At 71.8% G+C, this 22042-nt stretch carries 18 protein-coding genes, 1 other RNA gene and 2 pseudogenes; 7 read left to right on the top strand and 14 right to left on the bottom strand.

Annotation, left to right across the window (positions count from 1 at the left end):
- Positions 1-206: 206 nt before the first annotated feature.
- The 11 genes from ACH4S9_RS00335 to ACH4S9_RS00285 form a co-directional block, all read right to left on the bottom strand.
- Positions 207-488, bottom strand: coding sequence for an HU family DNA-binding protein (locus tag ACH4S9_RS00335; protein WP_014179130.1), 282 nt, complete (start codon positions 486-488; stop codon positions 207-209).
- A gap of 265 nt (positions 489-753) precedes the next feature.
- Complete coding sequence (locus ACH4S9_RS00330; protein WP_311727393.1) at positions 754-2184, bottom strand: NAD-dependent malic enzyme; 1431 nt, start codon at positions 2182-2184, stop codon at positions 754-756.
- 427 nt (positions 2185-2611) lie between these two features.
- On the bottom strand, positions 2612-5083 hold the full coding sequence (locus ACH4S9_RS00325) for a HelD family protein (RefSeq protein WP_398368879.1): 2472 nt from the start codon (positions 5081-5083) through the stop codon (positions 2612-2614).
- 88 nt (positions 5084-5171) lie between these two features.
- A complete protein-coding gene (locus tag ACH4S9_RS00320; RefSeq protein WP_311727394.1) occupies positions 5172-5936 on the bottom strand; it encodes a zf-HC2 domain-containing protein in 765 nt (254 codons plus the stop codon).
- On the bottom strand, positions 5933-6421 hold the full coding sequence (locus ACH4S9_RS00315; RefSeq protein ID WP_385340430.1) for a sigma-70 family RNA polymerase sigma factor: 489 nt from the start codon (positions 6419-6421) through the stop codon (positions 5933-5935). Before ACH4S9_RS00315 ends, ACH4S9_RS00320 begins: the two co-directional genes overlap by 4 nt.
- A 237-nt stretch (positions 6422-6658) precedes the next feature.
- Positions 6659-7249, bottom strand: coding sequence for an ABATE domain-containing protein (locus ACH4S9_RS00310; protein WP_311727396.1), 591 nt, complete (start codon positions 7247-7249; stop codon positions 6659-6661).
- A 166-nt stretch (positions 7250-7415) separates the two neighbouring features.
- Complete coding sequence (locus ACH4S9_RS00305; protein WP_398368876.1) at positions 7416-8840, bottom strand: caspase domain-containing protein; 1425 nt, start codon at positions 8838-8840, stop codon at positions 7416-7418.
- 7 nt (positions 8841-8847) lie between these two features.
- Entirely contained in the window at positions 8848-9183 is a 336-nt protein-coding gene (locus tag ACH4S9_RS00300) for a hypothetical protein (RefSeq protein WP_398368874.1), read from the bottom strand.
- Positions 9184-9353: 170 nt separating this feature from the next.
- On the bottom strand, positions 9354-10598 hold the full coding sequence (locus tag ACH4S9_RS00295; protein WP_398368872.1) for a uroporphyrinogen-III synthase: 1245 nt from the start codon (positions 10596-10598) through the stop codon (positions 9354-9356).
- A gap of 202 nt (positions 10599-10800) precedes the next feature.
- Positions 10801-12195, bottom strand: a complete 1395-nt coding sequence (locus ACH4S9_RS00290; protein ID WP_398368870.1) for a nitrate/nitrite transporter — start codon at positions 12193-12195, stop codon at positions 10801-10803.
- Positions 12196-12362: 167 nt separating this feature from the next.
- Positions 12363-13385: a LysR family transcriptional regulator gene (locus ACH4S9_RS00285; RefSeq protein ID WP_398368868.1), complete on the bottom strand. Its 1023-nt coding sequence runs from the start codon at positions 13383-13385 to the stop codon at positions 12363-12365.
- Positions 13386-13484: 99 nt separating this feature from the next.
- On the opposite strand from ACH4S9_RS00285, the gene ACH4S9_RS00280 reads away from it, so the two are divergent.
- The 7 genes and pseudogenes from ACH4S9_RS00280 to ACH4S9_RS00250 all read left to right on the top strand — a co-directional run.
- Positions 13485-14867: an MFS transporter gene (locus ACH4S9_RS00280; protein WP_398368866.1), complete on the top strand. Its 1383-nt coding sequence runs from the start codon at positions 13485-13487 to the stop codon at positions 14865-14867.
- 139 nt (positions 14868-15006) lie between these two features.
- The gene (locus tag ACH4S9_RS00275; protein ID WP_311727402.1) at positions 15007-16314 is read left to right on the top strand and encodes an extracellular solute-binding protein; all 1308 of its coding nucleotides are present in this window, start codon (positions 15007-15009) and stop codon (positions 16312-16314) included.
- Positions 16311-17237 (top strand): sugar ABC transporter permease, encoded by a 927-nt coding sequence (locus ACH4S9_RS00270; protein WP_311727403.1) that lies wholly within the window; start codon positions 16311-16313, stop codon positions 17235-17237. The genes ACH4S9_RS00275 and ACH4S9_RS00270 overlap by 4 nt, the downstream gene beginning before the upstream one ends.
- Before the next feature lie 53 nt (positions 17238-17290).
- Positions 17291-18055 (top strand): carbohydrate ABC transporter permease, encoded by a 765-nt coding sequence (locus tag ACH4S9_RS00265; protein ID WP_398370467.1) that lies wholly within the window; start codon positions 17291-17293, stop codon positions 18053-18055.
- A gap of 22 nt (positions 18056-18077) precedes the next feature.
- Positions 18078-18644: pseudogene (locus ACH4S9_RS00260) on the top strand (LacI family DNA-binding transcriptional regulator); the annotation flags it as partial.
- 124 nt (positions 18645-18768) lie between these two features.
- The gene (locus ACH4S9_RS00255) at positions 18769-19362 is read left to right on the top strand and encodes an alpha/beta hydrolase (RefSeq protein ID WP_398368863.1); all 594 of its coding nucleotides are present in this window, start codon (positions 18769-18771) and stop codon (positions 19360-19362) included.
- Between the two features lie 139 nt (positions 19363-19501).
- Positions 19502-19822: pseudogene (locus tag ACH4S9_RS00250) on the top strand (methyltransferase); the annotation flags it as partial.
- 22 nt (positions 19823-19844) lie between these two features.
- On the opposite strand, the gene ACH4S9_RS00245 reads toward ACH4S9_RS00250, so the two are convergent.
- From ACH4S9_RS00245 to smpB, 3 genes are all read right to left on the bottom strand, one after another.
- Positions 19845-20897, bottom strand: coding sequence for a right-handed parallel beta-helix repeat-containing protein (locus ACH4S9_RS00245; RefSeq protein WP_398368861.1), 1053 nt, complete (start codon positions 20895-20897; stop codon positions 19845-19847).
- A gap of 180 nt (positions 20898-21077) precedes the next feature.
- Positions 21078-21447, bottom strand: a transfer-messenger RNA (tmRNA) gene (gene ssrA, locus ACH4S9_RS00240).
- 97 nt (positions 21448-21544) lie between these two features.
- Positions 21545-22024, bottom strand: a complete 480-nt coding sequence (gene smpB, locus ACH4S9_RS00235; RefSeq protein ID WP_311727413.1) for an SsrA-binding protein SmpB — start codon at positions 22022-22024, stop codon at positions 21545-21547.
- Between the last annotated feature and the right edge of the window lie 18 nt (positions 22025-22042).

Raw genomic sequence — 22042 nt, 5'->3', positions numbered from 1 at the left:
AGCCCCGCCCCGGGCCCCGGCTGGGGGTCCGGGGGTTATCCCCCGGGTAGACGCAGCATGAGCAAGCTCGTCGAGCTGGGCGCCAAGGTCGAGCTGCCTGGCGCCGAAGAGACCGCCTGAGGGGCCGGGAAGCGGCTTCAGGGGCCGCAGGAACGCCGAAAGGGCGGCCACCCTCCGATTGGGTGGCCGCCCCTTCGTATGGGGTCTTACTTGCCCTTGGCGGCTTCCTTGAGCTTGGAGCCCGCCGAGACCTTCACGCTGTAGCCGGCCGGGATCTCGATCGGCTCACCGGTCTGCGGGTTGCGCGCGGTGCGAGCGGCACGGTGGGTGCGCTCGAAGGTCAGGAAGCCGGGGATGGTGACCTTCTCGTCGCCCTTGGCGACGATCTCTCCGGTCACCTCGGCGAGGGCGGCCAGAACGGCGTCGGCGTCCTTTCGGGTCACCTCGGCGCGCTCGGACAGAGCGGCCACCAGCTCACTGCGGTTCATGTTGTACTCCCGTGTTCATCTTGCCATTAGGCGTGAGATCGAAGCCGATGCTGCCAGGGCCCTCGGACAGTCCCCGGACCCGGGTCTGCTGTTCAGACCCTCGCGCCCGGAACGCATCCTGCCCCCACCTGTGGCGGGAAAGCCAATCCGGTGCCCTGGTGAGTCGCGCGAAAAGCGCCGTGGCGGCCGTTTTCTGCCCGACACCCTATGGGGGCCCGATCGGCTGAACGCCGCGCGACGCGCCGTACGACGCGCCGGGCCCGCCCTAGACCCCCGTGGTACCGGTCACAGCCTTGGCCGCGACCCGCACCGCGCCGGCGACCGCGCCCGCCACCTTGTCGTTGAAAACGCTCGGGATGATGTAGTTGGCGTTCAGCTCGTCGTCGTGGACGACGTCCGCGAGCGCCCGGGCCGCGGCCAGCATCATGTCGTCGTTCACGGTACGCGACTGCGCGTCCAGCAGGCCACGGAAGACGCCCGGGAAGACCAGCACGTTGTTGATCTGGTTCGGGAAGTCGGAGCGGCCGGTGGCGACCACGGCGGCGGTCTGGCGGGCGATCGCCGGGTCGACCTCGGGGTCGGGGTTGGCCAGCGCGAAGACGATCGCGTCCTCGGCCATGGCGGCCACGTCGTCGCCGGACAGGACGTTCGGGGCGGAGACGCCGATGAAGACGTCGGCGCCGCGCACGGCCTCCTTGAGGGTGCCGGTGACGCCCTCGGGGTTTGTGTTGTCGGCGATCCAGCGCAGCGCGGTCGTGTCGGAGTTGCCGTTCGCGCCGGTCAGGTCCTCGCGCCCGGCGTGCACGACGCCGTGGATGTCCGCGACCACCGCGTGGCGCACGCCCGCGGCGATCAGCAGCTTGAGGATGGCGGTGCCGGCCGCGCCCGCGCCGGACATGACCACCCGCACATCGCCGATCTTCTTGTTCACCACGCGCAGCGCGTTGGTGAGCGCGGCGAGCACCACGATGGCGGTGCCGTGCTGGTCGTCGTGGAAGACCGGGATGTCCAGCGCCTCGCGCAGCCGGGCCTCGATCTCGAAGCAGCGGGGCGCGGAGATGTCCTCCAGGTTGATGCCCGCGAAGCCGGGGGCGATCGCTTTCACGATCGCGACAATTTCATCGCTGTCCTGGGTGTCCAGGCAGAGCGGCCAGGCGTCGATGCCCGCGAAGCGCTTGAAGAGGGCCGCCTTGCCCTCCATGACGGGCAGGGCGGCCTTGGGGCCGATGTTGCCCAGGCCCAGGACCGCCGAGCCGTCGGTGACCACCGCGACGCTGTTGCGTTTGATGGTGAGGCGGCGGGCGTCCTCGGGGTTCTCGGCGATGGCCTGGCAGACCCGGGCGACACCCGGGGTGTAGACCATGGACAGGTCGTCACGGTTGCGGATCGGGTGCTTCGACGACATCTCGATCTTGCCGCCGAGGTGCATCAGGAACGTACGGTCGGAGACCTTGCCGAGCGAGACGCCCTCGATGCCGCGCAGCTTCTCGACGATCTCGTCGGCGTGTGCGGTGGAGGTCGCGGCGATGGTGACGTCGATCCGGAGCTTCTCGTGGCCGGAAGCGGTCACGTCGAGGCCGGTGACCGAGCCCCCGGAGGACTCCACGGCCGTGGTGAGCTGGCTGACCGCCGTGCCGCTCGCGGGGACCTCCAGCCGGACCGTCATCGAGTACGAGACGCTGGGCGCCGTTGCCATGGCCGACTTCCTCTGCTTTCCCTTGTTCCAGGTTGCCCCCGGGCCCCGGTGATGGTTCGCCGGCCCGCCCTCGGACAGTGGTCTTCAGATGGTTACACCTACCTTCCGGTACCGCGTAACCGGGCTCGAGTTTCGGAAATATTGTTCAGCCCGTTGAACCCGATGAAAAACGACGAAGAGGTCCGCGTCGCGCAAGCGCCGACGCGGACCTCTTCAGAGATGTACAGGTGGCACCGACCCGCCATGCTCGCCTCGCGGCAAGTGGTCGCTCGAAGCGACGAAGGTTGGGCCCGGGGGCTTGGATCGAGCCGGTGCCAACAGCAAGGCTAACAAACCATCCCGGGAAGTGATTCCCTCCCCCACGGGTTGTTTTCGCGGGTTGTTTCGCGGGGTCGTTTCCGCCCCGGAGGCGCGGCACCCGTTCGGCTCAGTCCCTCAGCAGATCGGGGACGCCCTGCTCGTCCGGGTCGTCCCGCTCCCCCGACAGCACGGTCAGCCGCTGCGTGGCGCGCGTCAGCGCCACGTACAGCACCCGCAGCCCGGCCGGGGACTCGTCGGCGATCTCCGCGGGCGAGACCACGACCGTCGCGTCGTACTCCAGGCCCTTGGCCTCCAGGCTGCCCAGCGCCACCGCGCGGTCGCCGAGACCCTCCAGCCAGCGGCGCGCCGCCGCCCGCCGCCGCATGGCGACGACCACGCCGACGGTGCCGTCCACCTCGGCCAGCAGGCGCCGCGTCTCCTCGCGCACCCGCGCGGCCAGGTCGCCGCCGCCTCCGCCGTTTCCGTCGGTCATGGGCGCGAAGCGCGGGACCAGGCCCGTGGAGCGGACCGCCTCGGGCGCCTGGGCGCCGGGCATGGCGAGCGCGAGGACCTTCGCGGCGACCTCGGCGATCTCCGCCGGGTTGCGGTAGTTCACGGTCAGCGTGAATCGGCGGCGCGGGCGGCTGCCCAGCGCCTCGGCGCGGGCCTCGGCCGCCTCGTCCGGGTCCGACCAGGAGCTCTGCGCCGGGTCCCCGACCACCGTCCAGGTGGCGTGGCGGCCGCGCCGCCCGATCATGCGCCACTGCATCGGGGTCAGGTCCTGCGCCTCGTCGACGATCACGTGGGCGTAGTCGGCGCGCTCCTGCTCGGCGCGGTCCGCGCGGCTGCGGCGCGACGAGGTCCGCTCGGCGTAGGTGGTCAGCTCCTCCAGACCGGTCAGCTGGTCCAGCGGGTCGGCCTCGCGGGGCCTGGCGGGCCGGGCCGGGGCGCCCAGGACGGTGTGCAGCTCGTCCAGCAGCGCCACGTCGTGCACCGACAGCGGGCCCTGGCCGTCCGCGCCCAGCCGGGTCAGCGAGCGGGCCAGCCGGCTCACCTCGCGCTGGCCGAGCACCCGCCGGGACCAGCGGGCCAGCCGCTTCTCGTCGGCCATCGCGGCCAGCACGGCGCGCGGGGTGAGCTCGGGCCACCAGGCGGCCAGGAAGCCGAGGAAGTCGTCCTCGGTGGAGACGTCCTCGTCGAAGCCCTCGCGCGCCTCGGCGGCCAGCTCGGGGTCGGTGTAGCGGTGGGCACCCCCAGATTTGGCCGTCTTGGCCCACAGCGCGTCCAGCAGCAGCCGGCGGGCGCGCGGGCGCAGGAGGTTGACGGGGGCGGTGCCGCCCAGCGCGGACTCCCGGATCCGGCGCAGTTCGTCGGCGTCCAGCTCGAGGCGGGCGCCGAACGCCACGACGCGCAGCCGCTCCGGCGGCCCGGCCGCCTGCCCGGCCGCCCGGCCGGGGCCCGCTGGCAGCTCCAGGGCGCCGCGCGCGGCCTTGCGCAGCACCCGGGTCATCCGCGAGGAGCCCTTGACGCGGGCCACGGCCGGCTCGTCGTACGTGGTGGCCTCGGCACCGTCCACCAGCGACCCGACCGCGCGGATCGCCACCTGCCCCTCCTCGCCGAGCGAGGGCAGCACGCCCTCGGTGTAGGCGACCAGCAGCGGGGTGGGGCTGACGACCAGGATCCCGCCCGCGTACCGCCGCCGGTCCTGGTAGAGCAGATACGCGGCGCGGTGCAGCGCGACCGCGGTCTTGCCGGTGCCGGGGCCGCCCTCCACCTCGGTGACGGAGGCGGCGGGGGCGCGGATCACCAGGTCCTGCTCGGCCTGGATGGAGGCCACGATGTCGCGCATGGTGTGGCCGCGGGCCTGGCCGAGCGCGGCCATCAGCGCGCCGTCGCCGACGACCGGCAGCTCCGCGCCGTCCAGGGTCGCGGTCAGCTCGGGGCGCAGCAGGTCGTCCTCGACGCCGAGCACCCGGCGCCCCTTGCTGCGGATGACGCGGCGGCGCACGACCCGGCCGGGGGCGACGGGGGTGGAGCGGTAGAAGGGCGCGGCGGCGGGCGCGCGCCAGTCGATGACCAGGGGCGCGTAGTCGGCGTCCAGCACGCCGATGCGGCCGATGTGCAGCGTCTCGGCGATCTCCGCGCGGCCGCCGCCGTCCTCACCGTCCTCGCCGGGGCGGATCGCGTCGTCGGCGGGCTCGACGGAGGTGTAGGCGCCGTCCGGGCCGCGCTCCCCGTCCTTGCCGAGCAGCAGGTCGATGCGGCCGAAGAGGAAGTCCTCGAACTCGCTGTTGAGCCGGTTGAGGTGCACCCCGGCGCGGAAGACCTGGGCGTCCCGCTCGGCGAGCGCGCCGGGCGTGCCGACCTGGCCGCGCTTGGCGGCGTCGTTCATCAGGAACTCCGCCTCGTGGATCTTCTCCTCGAGGCGCCGGTACACGCGGTCCAGATGCACCTGTTCGGTGCGGATCTCCCGCTCGCGGGTCCCGTCCCCGCCGCCGTCCCGTTTTCCGGCGGCTTTCCCGGCGGCCGGTTTCCCGGGTCCGCCGGGTCTGTCCGGTCTCGCCTTCCGGCTCGCGTGCGTGGCGTTGTGCGCGGCCACCCAAGCCCCCTTCTGTGTGCGTAGGGCAGCCGTCAACCGTACACCAGGGGGGCGCTCCGGGCCGTGGCCGAGCGGCCGCGCGGACCGCTCAGAGCTTCACCACCGCCAGGCGGTCGCCGTCCAGGGTGCGGACCTCGAAGCGGTCGATCTGGTCGGGGTTCATGGCCGCGCCGCCCAGGGCGTAGAGCGGCTCCTTGCTCCAGCGCGAGGCGTCGCCGTCCTTGATGCCGTAGCCGGTGCTGGGCACCGCCCAGGTGGTGATGGTCTCCTCGTGGCCGTCCTTGCCGACGGCGACCAGGTCGCAGGCCTTCGGGCCCTTCACGTTGCCGAGCTTGAGCGCCACCGAGGTGCCCCAGCCCTTGGCCTGGAGCGAGACGGTGGCGTCGACCTTGGTGGTGGGGTCGACCGCGCCGGACTTCCGGCCCTGGTCGAACGCCGCCTTCGCGGGGGCGGCGGCCACCACCTGGGGCTTGCCGCCGCCGTCGTCGTCCGAGGTCAGCGCGGCCCCGGCGAACGGGCCGGCGATGATCAGGGCGGCGGCCGCGGCCACCAGGAACAGCCGGCGCCTGCGGCCCCCGCGGCGGCTGGTGCTGACGTCGTCCATCAGCTTGCCGAGGAGCTCGGGCCCGGGGCGGGCGGTGATGGTGGCGGGGTCCAGAACCGTACGGCCGTCGGAGGACGTGGCGAACTCGGCCAGCAGCGGCGGGATGCCCATCAGCTGGTCGAGCTCGGCGCCGCATCGGTCGCAGCCCAGCAGGTGCTCCTCGAAGCGCGCCGCGTCCGCCGCGTCGAGTACGCCGAGGGCGTAAGCGCCGACGGCGGTGTGCTGCTGGTCCTCCGCTGCCGGCATCATGCCGTAACCCCCCGTTCCTCAAGCGAGAGCCGCAGGGCGCGCAGCGCGTAGAACACCCGGGACCGGACCGTCCCCGGCGGTACGCGCAGCACCTCGGCCGCCTCGTTCACCGTACGCCCCTTGAAGTATGTCTCGACCAATGCCTCTCTATGCGCATCGGTGAGGTCGGCGAGGGCGTCGGAGATGGTCATCATGCGCAGCGCCCGGTCGATCTCGTCGGCGGCGGGCACGGCGTGCAGGGGGGCGGCGTCGACTTCCTGGGGGCGGGCGCGGCGGCCGCGGTGACCGTCGATGACGATGCGCCGGGCCACGGTCACCAGCCAGGGGCGCAGCGAGCCGCCGGTGCTCCGCAGTTGGTCGGCGTTGCGCCAGGCCCGCAGGAGCGTCTCCTGGACCACGTCCTCCGCCCGGTGCCGGTCGCCCCCGACAAGGCGGAGGACGAAGGCGAGAAGCGGGCCCGCGTGCTCTTCGTAGAGCGCGCGCATGAGCGCGTCGTCCGGTGTCGTCCTCTCGGTCACGGGAGCATCCTTGCGTAATCCCCACCGCGCGGTCGAGGGGGTACGGTGGGTAACACTTCCATGTTCAACAAAAATGCTGTGATGTACGCGCAATTGCGCTATACAGCGTTCGGCACCCCTCAACTAACGGTACCGTGAGCTGCAATGACACCGCGTCAGGCGGCGTTCTGGCGGCATCGGGCGTGGCGCTCCGGCGTGCGCCCGTCAGGCCCGGGTGACCCGGCGGCGGTGCCGGGCCACGCGCTCGCGGTTGCCGCAGACCTCGCTGGAGCACCAGCGGCGGCGGCGCCCGCGCGAGGTGTCGAGGTACACCAGCGAGCAGGTCTCCCCCTCGCACTGCCGCAGCTGCCCGCGCGCCACCGGATCTGTGAGTAATTCCACTGCGTCCCGCGCCACTTGTGCCAGCAGCGCGCCGCAGTCGGGCGCGGCGGCGAGCCTGCGGACGAGGGTGCCGTCGGCGCCGCGTACGGCCCGCACGGCGGGCGGGGCGGTGGAGGCCAGCGCGTTCACCCGCTCCAGGTCGGAGCCCGCGGCGCGGCCCTCGACCTCGGTGTGCACGATGCGGTGGAGCAGGTCGCGCGCGGCGCGGAAGCGGATGAGCCAGCCGCCGTCGACGGTCTCGAGGGCGGTGCCGCGGGGCACCAGGCCCGCACCGACGAGCCACGCCCTGAGCCGCTCCACCCCGTCCAGCCGCTCGACCGGCGCCTCGCTCAGCCGCCCGCCGACCGTGGCCACCAGGTCAAGACACAGCCGCCCGGAGTCGAACCGCAGGTCATAGGGCGACGCCGACGCCATGTTCCTGTCACTCCTTCGGGCTGAGGCGCTCGTGGCACCTCGGTGGGGGGTTGCGCGCGGTCGTGCGGCTCGCGCGGATCGCGCGCGGACAGCGGAAATCACGCACTCCCAGAGTGCCCGCCCCGGCCCGGGCCCGGAACCCCCACGGCCGCGCCTGTCGGCGGCCTCACGCGCACGTCTTGTTGCCCTGAGGGGTTTCGCCCCGCCCCTGGGAGATCCGGAACGTCGCGGTGATGTCCTTGGAGTTGTCCGGTGTCGCGTTCTCGACGTGAACCACCGTGATTTTGGCCCACTTGTGGGTGGGACCGGTCACCAAGGTCGACTCCCCCAGGGCCAGCCCGTGCGCGCTGCACGTCCGCCCCAGGGCGTCGACGGCGAAGTTGACGAACCCACTGGCGGTGCCTCCATCGGTGTTGTCGGCCCTGACGCCGCCACCCCCGCCGGTCTGGCCTTCCCCACCGCCGAACACCTCGCTGACCTTGCCGCGGTCGACGGCACCCACCGCGCCCTTCAGATCGATGGTGACGGTGCCGTCGGACGTCCGGTTCGACTTGAACAGCTCGACCTTCAACTCCTCTGTGGTGGGCCGGGGCGGGCGGCTGGACGGACTCGCCCCGGAGGCCGTGCTCGTCGGACGCGTGCCGGGGCCGTGGCCGGTGGTGGCCGATGAGGTCGGGGTCCGCTCGCCCTCCGTGGGCCGTTCGTCCCGCGGGTGCTGCCACGGCAGGCCCCCGGCGACCGCCACCCCCGCGGTGGCCACGGTGACCACGGCCCCCGTCGCGACCGCCGCCTTCCACGGGAGCGACGGGCGGTGCCACCACCGGAGCGCCCTGGCCGGGTCCGTGCCCACCCGGATCGGTCCGCGCGTCAGGGCGAGCCCTCCGGCGCCACCCGTGGTACGGCGCTCGGGGCTGGGCAGCCCGTGACCGCACAGCTCGCCTCGCACACGCTCGTAGATCTGGTCCAGATTCAGCGGCTCCGCCTCGCCGAGCGCGCCCAACAGGGCGCCGGTGAAGGCGCTGTGCCGGGACCCGCGGGGCACATGGGACGTCTTGGTCGCGCCGGTGGAGGTCAGGACGTAGGTGCCGCTCGCGGGCAGCTGACCGGCCAACAGGCCGCCCGGCGGTGCCATCACGCCGATCGCCCGCCCGGAGAAGCAGCAGTCCAGGATCAGCACCCGGGCCCGCGCCCGCGCTCTGACGAGATCACGCATGATCACATCCAGCGGCACGGCGGTGAAGCCGAGCCGCTTCGGATCGGTGTGTTCGAGCGCCAGGTGCAGCATGCCGTCGTCGTCGACGAGCCCATGGCCGGAGTAGTAGACCAGCAGCAGCTCGGTGGCCTCGCGGCCGGCTCGGGAGAGCGCCGCGCCGATGGCCTCCCGGGTGGCCGGCTCGCCGCCCGGGCCCAGCACCGCACAGTGCTCGTCGGGCCGCCCGACGAGCAGTCCGTGCTCGGACTCGGTGATGGCGTGCCGCAGGTCCGTCAGGTTGTTGCGGACGGCGGGGAGGTCATCGAGTTTGTCGTACTCGCTCGAGCCGAGGAGCACCACCCGGCTGGAGGCGGCGTCGGCGAACCAGGTCCCGGTCACCCGGCCGTCACTCCCGCGGCGCCGCGGTCAGGCGCTCGGCTTCCCGGATGACGGCCAGCGGGTCGGCGGCCCCTTGTACGTCGATGGTGATCTCGCGCCCGTCGGCTGCGGTGACGGTGACCGTGACGTCGCTCCGGCGCAGGCCCGGCCAGGTGGACACGGACGAGATCAACCCGCCGATGCCGCCCGCCCCGAGCGTCACAGCCAGCACATCCAGCACCCCGCCCATCTCGCCCTCGGCCAGCGGGCGGGGGCGCAGCTCCAGGCGGCCGCGCAGCGCGTCCTCGTGGCCGAGCCAGTCGTACAGCGACCGCAGCTCGTCGTCGGCCCCGTCTCCGTCCACCGCCAGCCTCACCTCAGTTGGCGGTGTGTGATCGGCTCCATGCATGGGGTCATTGTGCCGAGGGACCCGCGGACCGGTCCCGCTCTTGGGCAAGCCCGGAGCTTTCGGCCCGAGGCGTGGTACAAGCCGCGAGTCCCGGCGGGCGGTCAGGCGGGCGGTCAGGCGGGCGGTCAGGCGTCGGCGTACTTGGTGTCCGCCGAGGGGTCGAGGGCCAGCCGGTAGCCGCGCTTGACGACCGTCTGGATGAGCTTCGGGGTGCCGAGGGCCGTGCGCAGCCGGGCCATCGCCGTCTCGACCGCGTGCTCGTCGCGCCCCGCGCCCGGCAGGGTGCGCAGCAGGTCGGCGCGGGCGACGACCCAGCCGGGGCGGCGGGCCAGGGCGCGCAGCAGGGCCATGCCCGCCGGGGGGACGCTCCGCAGCTCGCCGTCGACCAGGACCGCGTGGCCGCGGATCTCCAGACGGCGCCCGGCGACCGGCAGCGGCCTGACCCGGCCCGGCAGTTCGCGGGTGAGGAGCTGGACGAGCGGGCCGAGGCGGAAGCGCTCGGGCTGGCTGGTGGGCACGTCATGGGCCTCCAGGGGCAGCGCGGTGACCGGCCCGACACACGCGGGCAGCACATCGTGGCGCAGCGCGTCCAGCAGCTCCTCGCGCATGCCGCGCCGCTCGGCCCGGTCCAGCAGGCTCGCGGCGGCGGGGGCGCTGGTGAAGGTCACGGCGTCCAGGGCGCGGGCCACGGTCGCGTCGAGGAGGCGGTCGACGGGGCCGATGTCCTCGGGCGGCATCCACCGGTACACCGGCACGCCGACCACCTCCGCGCCCGCCGCGCGCAGCGACTCGACGAAGCCGGGCAGCGGCTCGCCGTGCAGCTGGACGGCGACGCGGCTGCCGTCGACCCCCTCCTCCAGCAGCCGGTCGAGCACCTCGGCCAGCGACTCGGACGCCGGGGACCACTCCTCGGTGAGCCCGGCGGCCCGGATCGCGCCGCGCACCTTGGGGCCGCGGGCCAGCAGCCGGGCGCCCCGCAGCCGGCCCAGCAGGGCGTCCCCGAGGCCCCAGCCGTCGGCGGCCTCGATCCAGCCCCGGAAGCCGATGGCGGTGGTGGCGATCACCATGTCGGGGGCCTGTTCGAGCAGTTGCTTGGTGGCGGTGAGCAGCTCCGCGTCGTCCGCGAGCGGCACGATGCGCAGCGCGGGCGCGTGCATGACGGCCGCGCCGCGCCGCCGCAGCAGCGCGCCGAGCTCATCCGCGCGGCGGGCGGCGGTGACCCCGACGGTGAACCCGGCGAGCGGCCCGATGCCCGCGGACCCGGTGGCGCGGGTGACCGCGGCGGGTTCGGTGGCCGTGGGCTCTGCGGCAGGGCTGATCGCCGCGGGCCCTGGGGCGGGGCCGGTCGCGGCGCTGTGGTCTCGGTGCATGGTTCTCGTCCCGATCCGCTGTCGTATGGGCGCCCTCCGCGGCCTCATCTCGACGGCCATCCTGTGGCCGGCGAGTGACGGTCGCGGTTCGCGGAGGTTTCCCAGGTGTAACGGGGCGTACGGACGGGGAACGCGCGCCCCGTGCCGTACGCTCCCCGTCCGTCCAACCGAAGCTGAAACCAATCCTGCCTGACGACCGGGGTCAGACGTCCGCGTAGGCGGGCTGCCGCGCGCTCTGCGGCTCCTGCGCCTCCGCCGCGGCCGGCCGTGCCGCCGGGCGGGCCCCGCGGAGGTATACGGCCCAGGTGACGACGGAGCACAGGGCGTAGAAGACGAGGAAGGAGACGAAGGCCGGGGTCCCGGTGTGCGCGTTCAGGAAGGACTCCCGGAAGGCCAGGTTGATGCCGAGCCCGCCGAGCGCGCCGACCGCGCCGATCAGCCCCATCGCGGCGCCCGACAGCCGCCGCCCGTATGCCGCGGCCTCCTCGCCCGTGAGCCCCCGCGCGACCGCCTTGGCCTGGAAGATGCCGGGGATCATCTTGTACGTGGAGCCGTTGCCGAGCCCGCTGAGGACGAACAGGGCGATGAAGCCGACCAGGAAGACGCCCAGGGACTTCTCCGCGGACGCGAAGACGACCACCACGGCCGCGGCGGACATGGCGGCGAAGTTCCACAGCGTGATCCGCGCGCCGCCGTAGGTGTCGGCGAGACGGCCGCCGATGGGGCGGATGAGGGAGCCGAGCAGCGGGCCGATGAAGGTGAGCGAGGCGGCCTGGAGCGGGGTGCGGTCGAACTGGTTCTGGAGGACGAGGCCGAAGGCGAAGCTGTAGCCGATGAACGACCCGAAGGTGCCGATGTACAGGAACGACATGATCCAGGTGTGCGCGTCCCGCGCCGCCTCCTTGGCGGCCCCGCCGTCGTTCCTCACCGGCGCCAGGTTGTCCATGAACAGCGCCGCGAGCAGCGCCGCGACCACGATCAGCGGGATGTAGACGCCGAGCACCACGCGCGGGTGGGCCGCCCCGGCCGTGCCGATGACCAGCAGGCCGATCAGCTGGATGACGGGCACGCCGATGTTGCCGCCGCCCGCGTTGAGGCCGAGCGCCCAGCCCTTCTTCCGCAGCGGGTAGAAGGAGTTGATGTTCGTCATGGAGGACGCGAAGTTACCGCCGCCGACCCCGGTGAGCGCCGCGACGACCATGAAGGTGGTGTACGAGGTGCCGGGCTTCATCACCATGGCGGCGGCGATGGCCGGCACCAGCAGCAGCACCGCGCTGACGATCGTCCAGTTGCGGCCGCCGAAGCGGGCGACGGCGAAGGTGTAGGGGACGCGCAGGATTCCGCCGACCAGGGTGGGCATCGCGACCAGGAAGAACTTCCCGGCCGGGTCCACGCCGTACTCCGGCCCCATGAAGAGGACCATCACCGACCACAGGCTCCAGATGGAGAAGCCGATGTGCTCGGAGAGGATGGAGAACCAGAGATTCCGGGTGGCGATCTTCTCGCCCTTCTCCTTCCAGAAGGTCTCGTCCTCCGGGTCCCACTGTTCTATCCAGCGGCCCCCTTTGCGTGCGGCGGTGGTGTTCGGGGCAGTCATCACGCCTCCACAGATCTCGCTCGGGTGTCGCCACTGGTGCGCGGTTTCGCTGCCTGACGACGGTAGGAAGTACGGATTTCCGCGCTGTGGCGGCAGGTGACGCGGAAGAAACCTTGCTCTCACCCGGGAGCGGGGGGCGTGGTGAGGGTTGCCACAACGGCCCCCGGTCACCGGGAGGGCCGGGCCGCCTGGGCCGCCGCCTGGGCCGCCTCGGCGGCCTCCGGGCCGGGCAGCCAGCTGCCGGGCGGGGCGTCGAGCCACCCTCCGGCCGCCCCGGCCTCCCCGGCCGCCCCGAGCATCGCCGCGGCCGCGCGGAGGGCGTCGAGACCCGGGTGGCGCAGCCCGCGCCGCCAGACCATGGAGACGGGCGACAGCGGCACGGGGCCGGTCAGCGGCCGCAGCACGGCGCCGGGCATGGCGATGAACACCGTGCTCGCCAGCACCGACCAGCGCCGCTTGGCCACCACCCGGGTGAACTCCTCGACGCCCTCGATCTCCGGAAACGGCTCGGCCATCACGATGCCCCGCCCCGCGAACAGCTGCGTGGCCAGATCCGTCCACTCCGCGGTGGCCGCGTTGCCCGCGGCCGCGTACAGCGTCTCCCCCGCGAGCGCGTCCAGCGGGACTTCGGGGAGCCGGGCGAGGGGGTGCTCCTCGCGCAGCACCACGGCCATCCGCTCGTAGCGGATCAGCTGGTGGTCCAGGCGCGCGAGCACCGCCGGGTCGAGCCCGCCGACGCGCCCGAACGACACGTCCAGGCGCCCCGCGAGCAGTTCGGCGGCGGCCCCGGTCAGCCCGCTGTGGAAGCGCGCCACCAGCTCCACCTCCGGCGATATCCGGCCACGCGCCTCGGCCAGCACCTCGCTCCCGGTGGACACCGGCGCGCCGACATCGACGACCAGCGGCCGTCCCGCCCCCGCCCCGCCGCCCCCGAACGCGGCGGCCAGCTCCTCCTGCGCCGCCAACACCCGCCGCGCGTACGGCAGCAGCCGCGTGCCCTCGGCGGTCAGCGCCACCTGCCGGGTCGTCCGTACGAACAGCTCGGCGCCCAGCTCCCGCTCCAGGCGGCGGATGTCGCGGCTGAGCGCCTGCTGGGCGACGTACAGCCGGGCGGCGGCGCGGGTGAAGTGCAGCTCGTCGGCGACGGCGGCGAAGGCGCGCAGCAGACGGGGCTCGATGTCCTTGGGCACGCGTGCATTCAACAGCACGCGTGTTTCACAACACAGGTGCGTGAATGGCCGCGTATCAGGTGTTGGACCGGTCGCGGGCGGGCCCGCGACCGTAGAGGGGTGATCCTCTTCCTCGCCTCCAGGCCGGTGGTGCCCACGGCGCCGCGCGGCAGCGCGGGTGCCGGGCCCGCCCCGACGCCGCGCGGTGCGGGCCCGGCGTCGCACACGGCGGACGCCGCGCCCGCGACGCCCGCCGCACAACTAATAACGGACGATCGCGGCCCTGAGCCCCACCCGCCCCGCCCGTCGTTCCTCGCGCCTTACCGCGGGCTGTTCGCCGCCCCCGGGGCGGCCGCGTTCACGCTCGCCGCGCTGGTGGGGCGGCTGGCGGGGACGATGCTGGGGGTCAGCATGGTGGTCATGATCGCCACCGTGCGCGACTCGTACGCCCTGGCCGGCGCGGTCTCGGCCACCGGCATCGCGGTGACGGCCGTGACCGGGCCGCTGCTGGGCCGGCTGGTGGACCGCCACGGACAGGCGCGGGTCGCGGTCCCGGCGGTCGCCGTCTTCGCGCTGGGCGCCACGGCCACGCTGCTGTGCGTCCACCACGAGGCCCCGGCGTGGGCCCTGTTCCTCTGCGCGGCGGGCTCTTCCGGCGTGCCGAGCCTCGGCTCGATGACGCGCGCCCGCTGGGCGTCCGTCCACCGCGACGACCCGGGCGCCCGGCACACCGCCAACTCCTTCGAGCAGGTCGTCGACGAGGTGTGCTTCATGGCCGGCCCGGCGCTGGCGATGGTGCTGTGCACGGCGGTGTTCCCGGAGGCGGGGCTGGCGACGGCGGCGGTGCTGCTCGTGACCGGCACCCTGCTGTTCGCGGCCCAGCGCCGCACCGAGCCCCCGCCACAGCCGCGTACGGACTCCGCGGCCGGATCGCCGCTGCGCTCGCCGGGGCTGCGGGTGGTGGTCGTCACCTTCCTGGCGACCGGCGCGGTCTTCGGGTCGATGGAGGTCGCGACGGTCGCGGCCGTGGACTCGTACGGCCACGGCCCGGCGAGCAGCGCGCTCCTGGCGCTCCAGGCGGCCGGGTCCTGCGCGGCGGGCCTGGTCTTCGGCGCGCTGCCGGTCCGCGGGTCGGCGGCGGCCCGCTTCCTGGCGGGCGTGGCGGCCATGGCCGTGGCCGTCCTCCCCCTGCTGGCGGCGACCGGTCCGGCGTCCCTGGCGCCGCTGCTGTTCGTCGCGGGCATGGCGACCGCGCCGACGATGATCAGCGGCATGACCCTCGTCCACCGGCTGACCCCGTCGGCCCGCCTCAACGAGGGCATGACGACGGCGTACACCGGCCTCCTCATCGGCATCTCGGCGGGCGCGGCGGCGGGCGGCTGGACCGTGGACCACCTGGGCCCGGCCGCGGGCTACACGGCCCCCGCGACCGCCGCGGCGCTGGCCCTGCTGGCGGCGGCGAGCGGCGCGGGGGCGCTGCGGCGGTCGCCGGAGGCGGACTGACGGCTCGCGCGCGTACAGGCAGCGTCCCCCTAGTCATTTTGTCAACGCCATTGACGTACCCGTGGAGCCCCACCTACCTTCCTCCATCGAAGCGCTTCGACGATCGTGCGGACCCCTCCAACCCTCCCAGAGGCAGCGGATGTTGAAGGCACGGAAGAAGGCACAGAAACGGACGGCGGCCCTCCTGGCCGCCGCCCTGGTGGGGGCCGCGGCGCTCACCGGGTGCGGTGGCTCGGACAGCGGGGGCGGCGACGGCAGGACGCTCAAGCTCTGGCACTACGAGGCCCCCAACGGGGCGATGGGCGTGGCCTGGCAGCAGGCGATCGAGGAGTTCAAGAAGAGCCACCCGGGCGTCACGGTGAAGTTCGAGGAGAAGGGCTTCGAACAGATCCAGAAGACGGCCTCGATGGTGCTCAACTCCAACGACGCCCCGGACGTCATGGAGTACAACAAGGGCAACGCCACGGCCGGGCTGCTCTCCAAGCAGGGGCTGCTCACCGACCTCACGCCCGAGGTCACCAAGCGCGGCTGGGACAAGCCGCTCAGCGCCGGGGTGCAGACCACCAGCCGGTACGACGCGCAGGGCGTGATGGGCTCCGGCAAGTGGTACGGGGTGCCCAACTTCGCCGAGTACACGATGGTCTTCTACAACAAGGACCTCTTCGACAAGTACAAGGTGAAGGTCCCGACCACCTTCGAGGAGTTCACCGCCGCCCTGGACACCTTCACCTCCGAGGGCGTCACCCCGCTCGCGAACGCGGGCGCCGAATACCCGGCCCACCAGTACGTCTATCAGCTGGCGCTGAGCAAGGCGGACCGCTCCTGGGTGGACGCGTACGAGCTCTACCAGGGCAAGCCCGACTTCCACGACGCGGCGTGGACCTACGGCGCCGAGACCTTCGCCGACTGGGTGAAGAAGGGCTATATCGCCAAGAGCTCCAGCGGCGCCAAGGCCGAGGACGCCGGCACGGCGTTCATCTCGGGCAAGTACCCGATGTTCTTCTCCGGAAGCTGGTGGTTCGGCCGCTTCAAGTCGGAGATCAAGCACCAGTGGGGCACCTTCCTGTGGCCCGGCTCCAAGCTGACGCTCGGCTCGGGCGGCAATCTGTGGGTGGTCCCCAAGGGCGCCAAGAACAAGAAGCTCGCGTACGACTTCATCGACATCACGATGAAGAAGGGCATCCAGAACGTGCTCGGCAACAAGGGCGCGGTCCCCATAGCCGCCGACCCGTCGGCGATCACCGACCCGCAGTCCAAGAGCCTGATCGAGAACTTCGACAAGCTCGCCAAGAACGACGGGCTCGCCTTCTACCCGGACTGGCCGGTCCCCGGGTTCTACGACACCCTCGTCTCCGAGACGCAGAAGCTGATCACCGACAGCACGGATCCCGACGACTATCTGGACGCGCTGAAGACGGCGTACGAGTCGGGCGCACCGAAGACATGAAGACGGCCGGGACCGCAAAGCCCACGGGACGACCACCGCGCGAATACCCGTACGCGCTCTTCCTGATCCCCGGCGCGCTGGCCTTCCTCGCCGTCATCGTCGTCCCGTTCCTGATGACCACGGGGCTGAGCTTCACCCACTGGCAGGGCGTCGGCACCCCCTCCTGGGCCGGGCTGGACAACTACCGCACGCTGCTGGACGACTCCGCCTTCTGGGAGTCGTTCCGGCACAGCCTCGCGATGGTCCTGGCGATGGCGGTGATCCCCACCGCCATCGGCCTGGTCCTGGCCGCCGCGCTCTTCGACTACATCGCCAAGCACGTCGGCACCCGCGTCGCGAGCGTGCTGCGCGCCTGTTTCTATCTGCCGCAGGTGCTGCCGATCGCCGTGGCCGGCGTCGTGTGGAGCTGGATCCTGGCCCCCGACGACGGCGCGCTGAACGAGCTGCTGAACGCGGTCGGCCTCGGCTCGCTCCGACAGGACTGGCTGGGCGACCCCGACATCGCGCTCTACAGCGTGATGGGGGTGATGGTGTGGGTCCAGCTCGGCTTCCCGCTGGTGGTCTTCATGGCCGGGATGCAGCGCGTGGACCCGGCCCTGCACGAGGCCGCCGAGCTGGACGGGGCGTCCTGGTGGCGGCGGCTGTGGCATGTGACGCTGCCGCAGATCCGCCCGGAGATCTACGTCGTGCTGCTGTGGTGCACCATCGCCGCGCTCAAGGTCTTCGGCGCCGTCTATGTGCTGACCAAGGGCGGGCCCGGCGGGGCCACCAATGTGCCCTCGTACTTCTCCTTCCAGAACTTCTTCGAGAAGACGCAGGTCGGCTACGGCTCCGCGGTGTCGACCGTCCTGACCGTGCTCATCCTGGCGCTGGCCCTCGTGGCGCTGCGCCTCCAGACCCGGGCGGAGGACCAGGACCGGTGAAGGCCGTCACGCGATACCCGGTACTGGCCGCGCTGGTCGTGGCGGCCCTCTTCATGGTGGCGCCGTTCGCCGTCGTCGCGCTCAACGCGGTCAAGTCGCCCGCCGAGTACTCCGCGAGCGGGCCGCTCAGCCTGCCCGACGGGCTGTATCTCGACGGGCTGAAGGACTTCTGGGAGCGGGTGGACTTCGGCCAGAAGCTGGTCAACTCGGTGGTGATCTCCGGCTCGGTGGCGGTGCTCGCGGCGGTGCTGTCGGTGCTCAACGCGTACGCGATCGGCATCGGCCGGATCAAGGGCCGCCCCTGGGTGCTGGCCTTCTTCGTGCTGGCGAACATGCTCCCGCAGGAGGCGCTGGTCTACCCCATCTACTACCTGCTGAAGGAGGTGGGCCTGTACGACACGCGGCTCAGCGTCATCCTGGTCTTCACCGTCATCCAGTCCGCGTTCGGCACGTATCTGCTCTCCTCCGTCCTCGGCGCCTTCCCCAAGGAGGTCATCGAGGCGGCCAGGATCGACGGCGCGAACAAGTGGCAGGTGCTGTGGCGGGTGGTGGTCCCGGTCAGCCGGCCCACGATCGGGGTGCTGCTGGTCTTCTTCTTCATCTGGACCTGGAACGAGTTCCTGCTGCCCCTGGTCATGCTGATCTCCAACGACAACCAGACGGTGTCGGTGGCGCTCGGCGTCCTCCAGGGCCAGCGGCTGATGGACGCCACCATGACGAACGCGGCCGCCCTGCTCGGGATCGCGCCCGCGATCCTGTTCTTCCTGATCTTCCAGCGGACGCTGGCCCGCGGCATCGCCGTGGGCGCCGTCAAGTGAACCCCGCCGAGGAGGGGGCTCCATGGTCAGGATCACGGATGTGGCCAGGCACGCCGGGGTCTCGCCCAGCACCGTCAGCTACGCCCTGAGCGGCAAGCGGCCGATCTCCGAGGCCACCCGGCGGCGGATCCACGCCAGCATCCGCGAGCTCGGCTACCGTCCGCACGCCGGGGCGCGCGCCCTGGCCAGCAGCCGCACCCGGGTGCTGGCCCTGGTGACCCCGCTGAGCGAGGGCGGCGACATCACGGGCGCGATGCGGTTCGCGGCCCGCGTCGTCACCGCCGCCCGCCGCCACGACCACGACGTCCTGCTGCTCACCCAGGAGGAGGGCGAGGAGGGGCTGCGCCGGGTCGCGGACAGCGCCATGGCGGACGGCTTCATCATCGTCGGCACTCGCCCGCACGACACCCGGCTGCCGCTGCTGCGCGGGCTGGGGCGGCCGTGCGTGCTGGTCGGGTCCCTGGACGCCCTGGCCGCCGGGGGCACCACCGGCCAGGCCGGGCCCGTCTGCGTCGGCCTCGACTCCCCCGGCGCCCCCTGGCCGGAGTCCGGCGACCTCGCCGAACGGTGCGTGGCGCTCTTGATGGCCCGGTTGGGCGTCGCCCCCCGGGCACGGTGAGCAGTGCGACGAGGGACGGTGTCGCGTCTCTTGCACCGCTCAGCGGTCCGGCAGGACGGCCCTCACATGATCAGCCGGCGAGTAGCCTGCGGCCATGCCTGGTCCCTCCCCTTTCACCGTCCCCACCCGCTTCGACGGCGCCCCCGACCGGGTGGCACTCGTCATTCCAGGCGTCGGTTACACGCCCGCCAGACCGCTGCTGCACTTCGCCCGCAGCGTGCTCGTCCAGCACGGCTGGACCGTCCAGGAGCTGTGGTGGCGGGTCCCCGACGACTTCTCCCAGTTCACCGAGGACGACCGGATCGCGTGGGTGGAGGGGCAGGTCACCCAGGCCATCGACGCCGAGGCAGGAGCCTGCCGCCTCCTCGTCGGCAAGTCCCTGGCCACCCTCGCCTGCGGCATTGCCGCCGATCAGAACATCGCGGCAGCCTGGCTCACCCCTCTTTTGACCTTCGACCATGTGGCCCGCTCTCTCCAGCGGGCCAAAGCCCCGACGCTCCTCATCGGTGGAAGCGCCGACAAGCTGTGGGATTCACGGATCGCCGAGTCCCTGCGGCACGACGTCCTGGAAGTCCCCTCAGCAGATCACTCCCTGGAACTCCCGGACGACGCGCCAGGATCCGTTGAGGTACTGCGGCACGTCGTCTCACGGCTGGACGGCTTTGTCGGCTCTCTCGGCCGTCAGTAATCATGTCAGCGACTTTGTGGTGAGTTTGAGACGACGACACGCCGTCGCTTCGGCGTGTCGTCGTCTCAAACTCACCACAAGTCCATGCCTCCAATCGGGAGCGACCCGGCGACGGGGCCGTCCAGCCCCAGCCGAGAACGACGACGGCACGGCCGAGGGGCTGATCATCGGGGAATCGTCGTTCATGCAGGCCCGCTCCCAGGCCGCCACACCGCTCGCCGGGGACCTGTCGGCGCGCACCGCCTACGCCGACAGCGAGCGCGAGGCGAAGGTGCCGCCGACACTGCTGGAGCAGTGGATGCCCGCCTTCCTCGCCCAACTCGCCGCGCCCGGCGCCCAGCGCTGGCAGGACGCCGGACGCCTGGACATCAGCACTGTGCGGCTCCGCGTCACCCCCCACACCCACACGTACTGGATCGGCGACGGGCCCGCGCTGTGCTGGGAACACCGCCTCACCTGAGTTCCGCGCCGACCGAGGTCCCTTACCAGGGCCGTGAGGTCACATACCGGTTCCCGCCGCCGCTCTTCACCGGCGCCGGGCTGCAGCCGCCCAGGTTGGCGTTGGTGGGGGCGTCATGTCCCCACATCAGGATCTTGATCGGCTTGACCTTGCCCTGTTTGGCCGAGCCGAACTTCTTTCCGTAGTACGAGGTTCGGCCGACCACGTTGTTCTTGAAGACGTTTCCCCTGCCGCAGGCCTCCCCGCTGAACCGCCAGTCGCTGAAGATCGCGTACGTCCCGGCCCGCCAGAACTTGTTGCCGCTGACGGTGTTGTTCTTGCTGTTGTTCCTGGTCCGGATCGGATCACCCGAGACATAGCCGAACCGGTTGCCGGAGATGACGCTGGAGTTGGTGGCGTTGGCGAGATAGACGCCGTGGATGGCGCCTGGGCTGCTCCTGTTCTCCAAGTAATAGAACTTGTTCCCGGTGATCTTGACCTTGGAGGAGCTGGTGATGTGGACGCCCCCGTAGCCGATGCCGCCGGAGCTGTGTTTGTTGCCGAGGTACCGGAACGTGTTTCCCTTGATGGTGACGTTGTTCACCCGGTCTCCCGACCCGCCGCGGATCCGGATGCCGCCGTTGGTGTAGCGCTGGATCGTCCGGCCCGAGACGGTGATGTTGCTGTTGGCCGACGTGATCGTCATGTAGTAGCCGGACGCCGCCGCGGCCCGGTTTCCCCGCGAGCCGTCGAAGACGACTTTCCCCGTGCCCGGCACCGCCGCGAACGTCAGATCGCCGCCCGGTGGGTCATAGGACCAGTTGATCTCCTTCTCGGGGTAGTACGTGCCACCGGGGGTGAGGATCCTGGCGTTGATCGCACCCTTGCTCCTGAGAATCCGCTCGGCCTCTTCGAACGAGGCGACGGCGTCGCCGGCCGTCCGCCCGCTGCGGGCACGGGCTTCCCCGGCAGGCACATCGGGGTCCACGTACACGGTGATCTCCTCCGGGGCCGCGGCTCCCGCCGGGGCCGCCGCCATCGCACCTCCCCCCGCCAGGAGTGCGAGGATGAGCGCGGGAACACCGGACTTCCGCATGATCGAATCCTTCCTCGTGCCGTCTGCCGTACGCGACCACGATGTGTGGAAGGCATTGCCGCAACCTGGCGAAAACCTTGAATCGGCTGATCAGCAGTCCAGCGCCCCTTTCGGGGCGCGCCGGAACGCGACGAGGGCCCCGCGGTCGGTTGACCGCGGGGCCCTCGTCGTACATGGGATGAGTGGAGATGGCGGGAATCGAACCCGCGTCCAACGGTGTGGAACCAGGACTTCTCCGAGCGCAGTCCGCTGTGATTTTCTCAGCCCCGGAGATCACGCGGACAAGTCTCCGACGGGCTCAGCCACTGTTTGATTTCCCACCAGGCCCCGTGGCCGGGTCTAGTGGTTTAGTCCCCTAGCTGATGCCAGGATCCGGGTCGGGAACAGCCCCGGGCTGACACTTCGCAAGTCGCTACTTAGGCAGCGAGGGCGAAGGAATCGCGCTTGGTGTTGGCGATTATTGGTTTCGGCATATGGTTAACGAGATCATTGCCGCTTCCTCGGCTCGCTTCCCCTGCTTCGACAGCCGCTGTCGAAACCGATCATCCCCATGTGGTGTTATCAAGGTGGTGCCACACTCCCCTGAAGGGGTGTGCAGCCTCATCGTACGGGAACAACGCACGGCAGTGCCAGCGTATTCCCGCCGGTCAGGCCCGCTGCCGCCGCCGCGCCGCGGAGATCGCCCGGTCGGACTCGCGCCGGTCCTGCTTCTCGCGCAGGGTCTGCCGCTTGTCGTACTCCTTCTTGCCCTTGGCCAGGGCGATCTCGACCTTGGCCCGGCCGTCCTTGAAGTACAGCGCCAGCGGGACCAGGGTGTGCCCGGTCTCCTGCGTCTTGCCGATCAGCTTGTCGATCTCCGCGCGGTGCAGCAGCAGCTTCCGCTTGCGGCGAGCGGCGTGGTTGGTCCACGTCCCCTGGCTGTACTCCGGAATGTGCACGTTGTGCAGCCACGCCTCGCCGCCGTCGAGCTGCGCGAAGCCGTCCACCAGTGAGGCCCGGCCCTGCCGCAGCGACTTGACCTCGGTGCCGGTCAGCACCAGACCGCACTCGTACGTGTCCAGAATGTGGTAGTCGTGTCGCGCCTTCTTGTTCTGCGCGATCAGCTTGCGCCCCGTCTCTTTAGCCATAGCCCGGCCATTCTCGCA

The sequence above is a fragment of the Streptomyces sp. NPDC021225 genome, from assembly GCF_044332865.1.
GTDB lineage: Bacteria > Actinomycetota > Actinomycetes > Streptomycetales > Streptomycetaceae > Streptomyces.
This window is presented reverse-complemented; position numbering and strand designations above follow the sequence as displayed.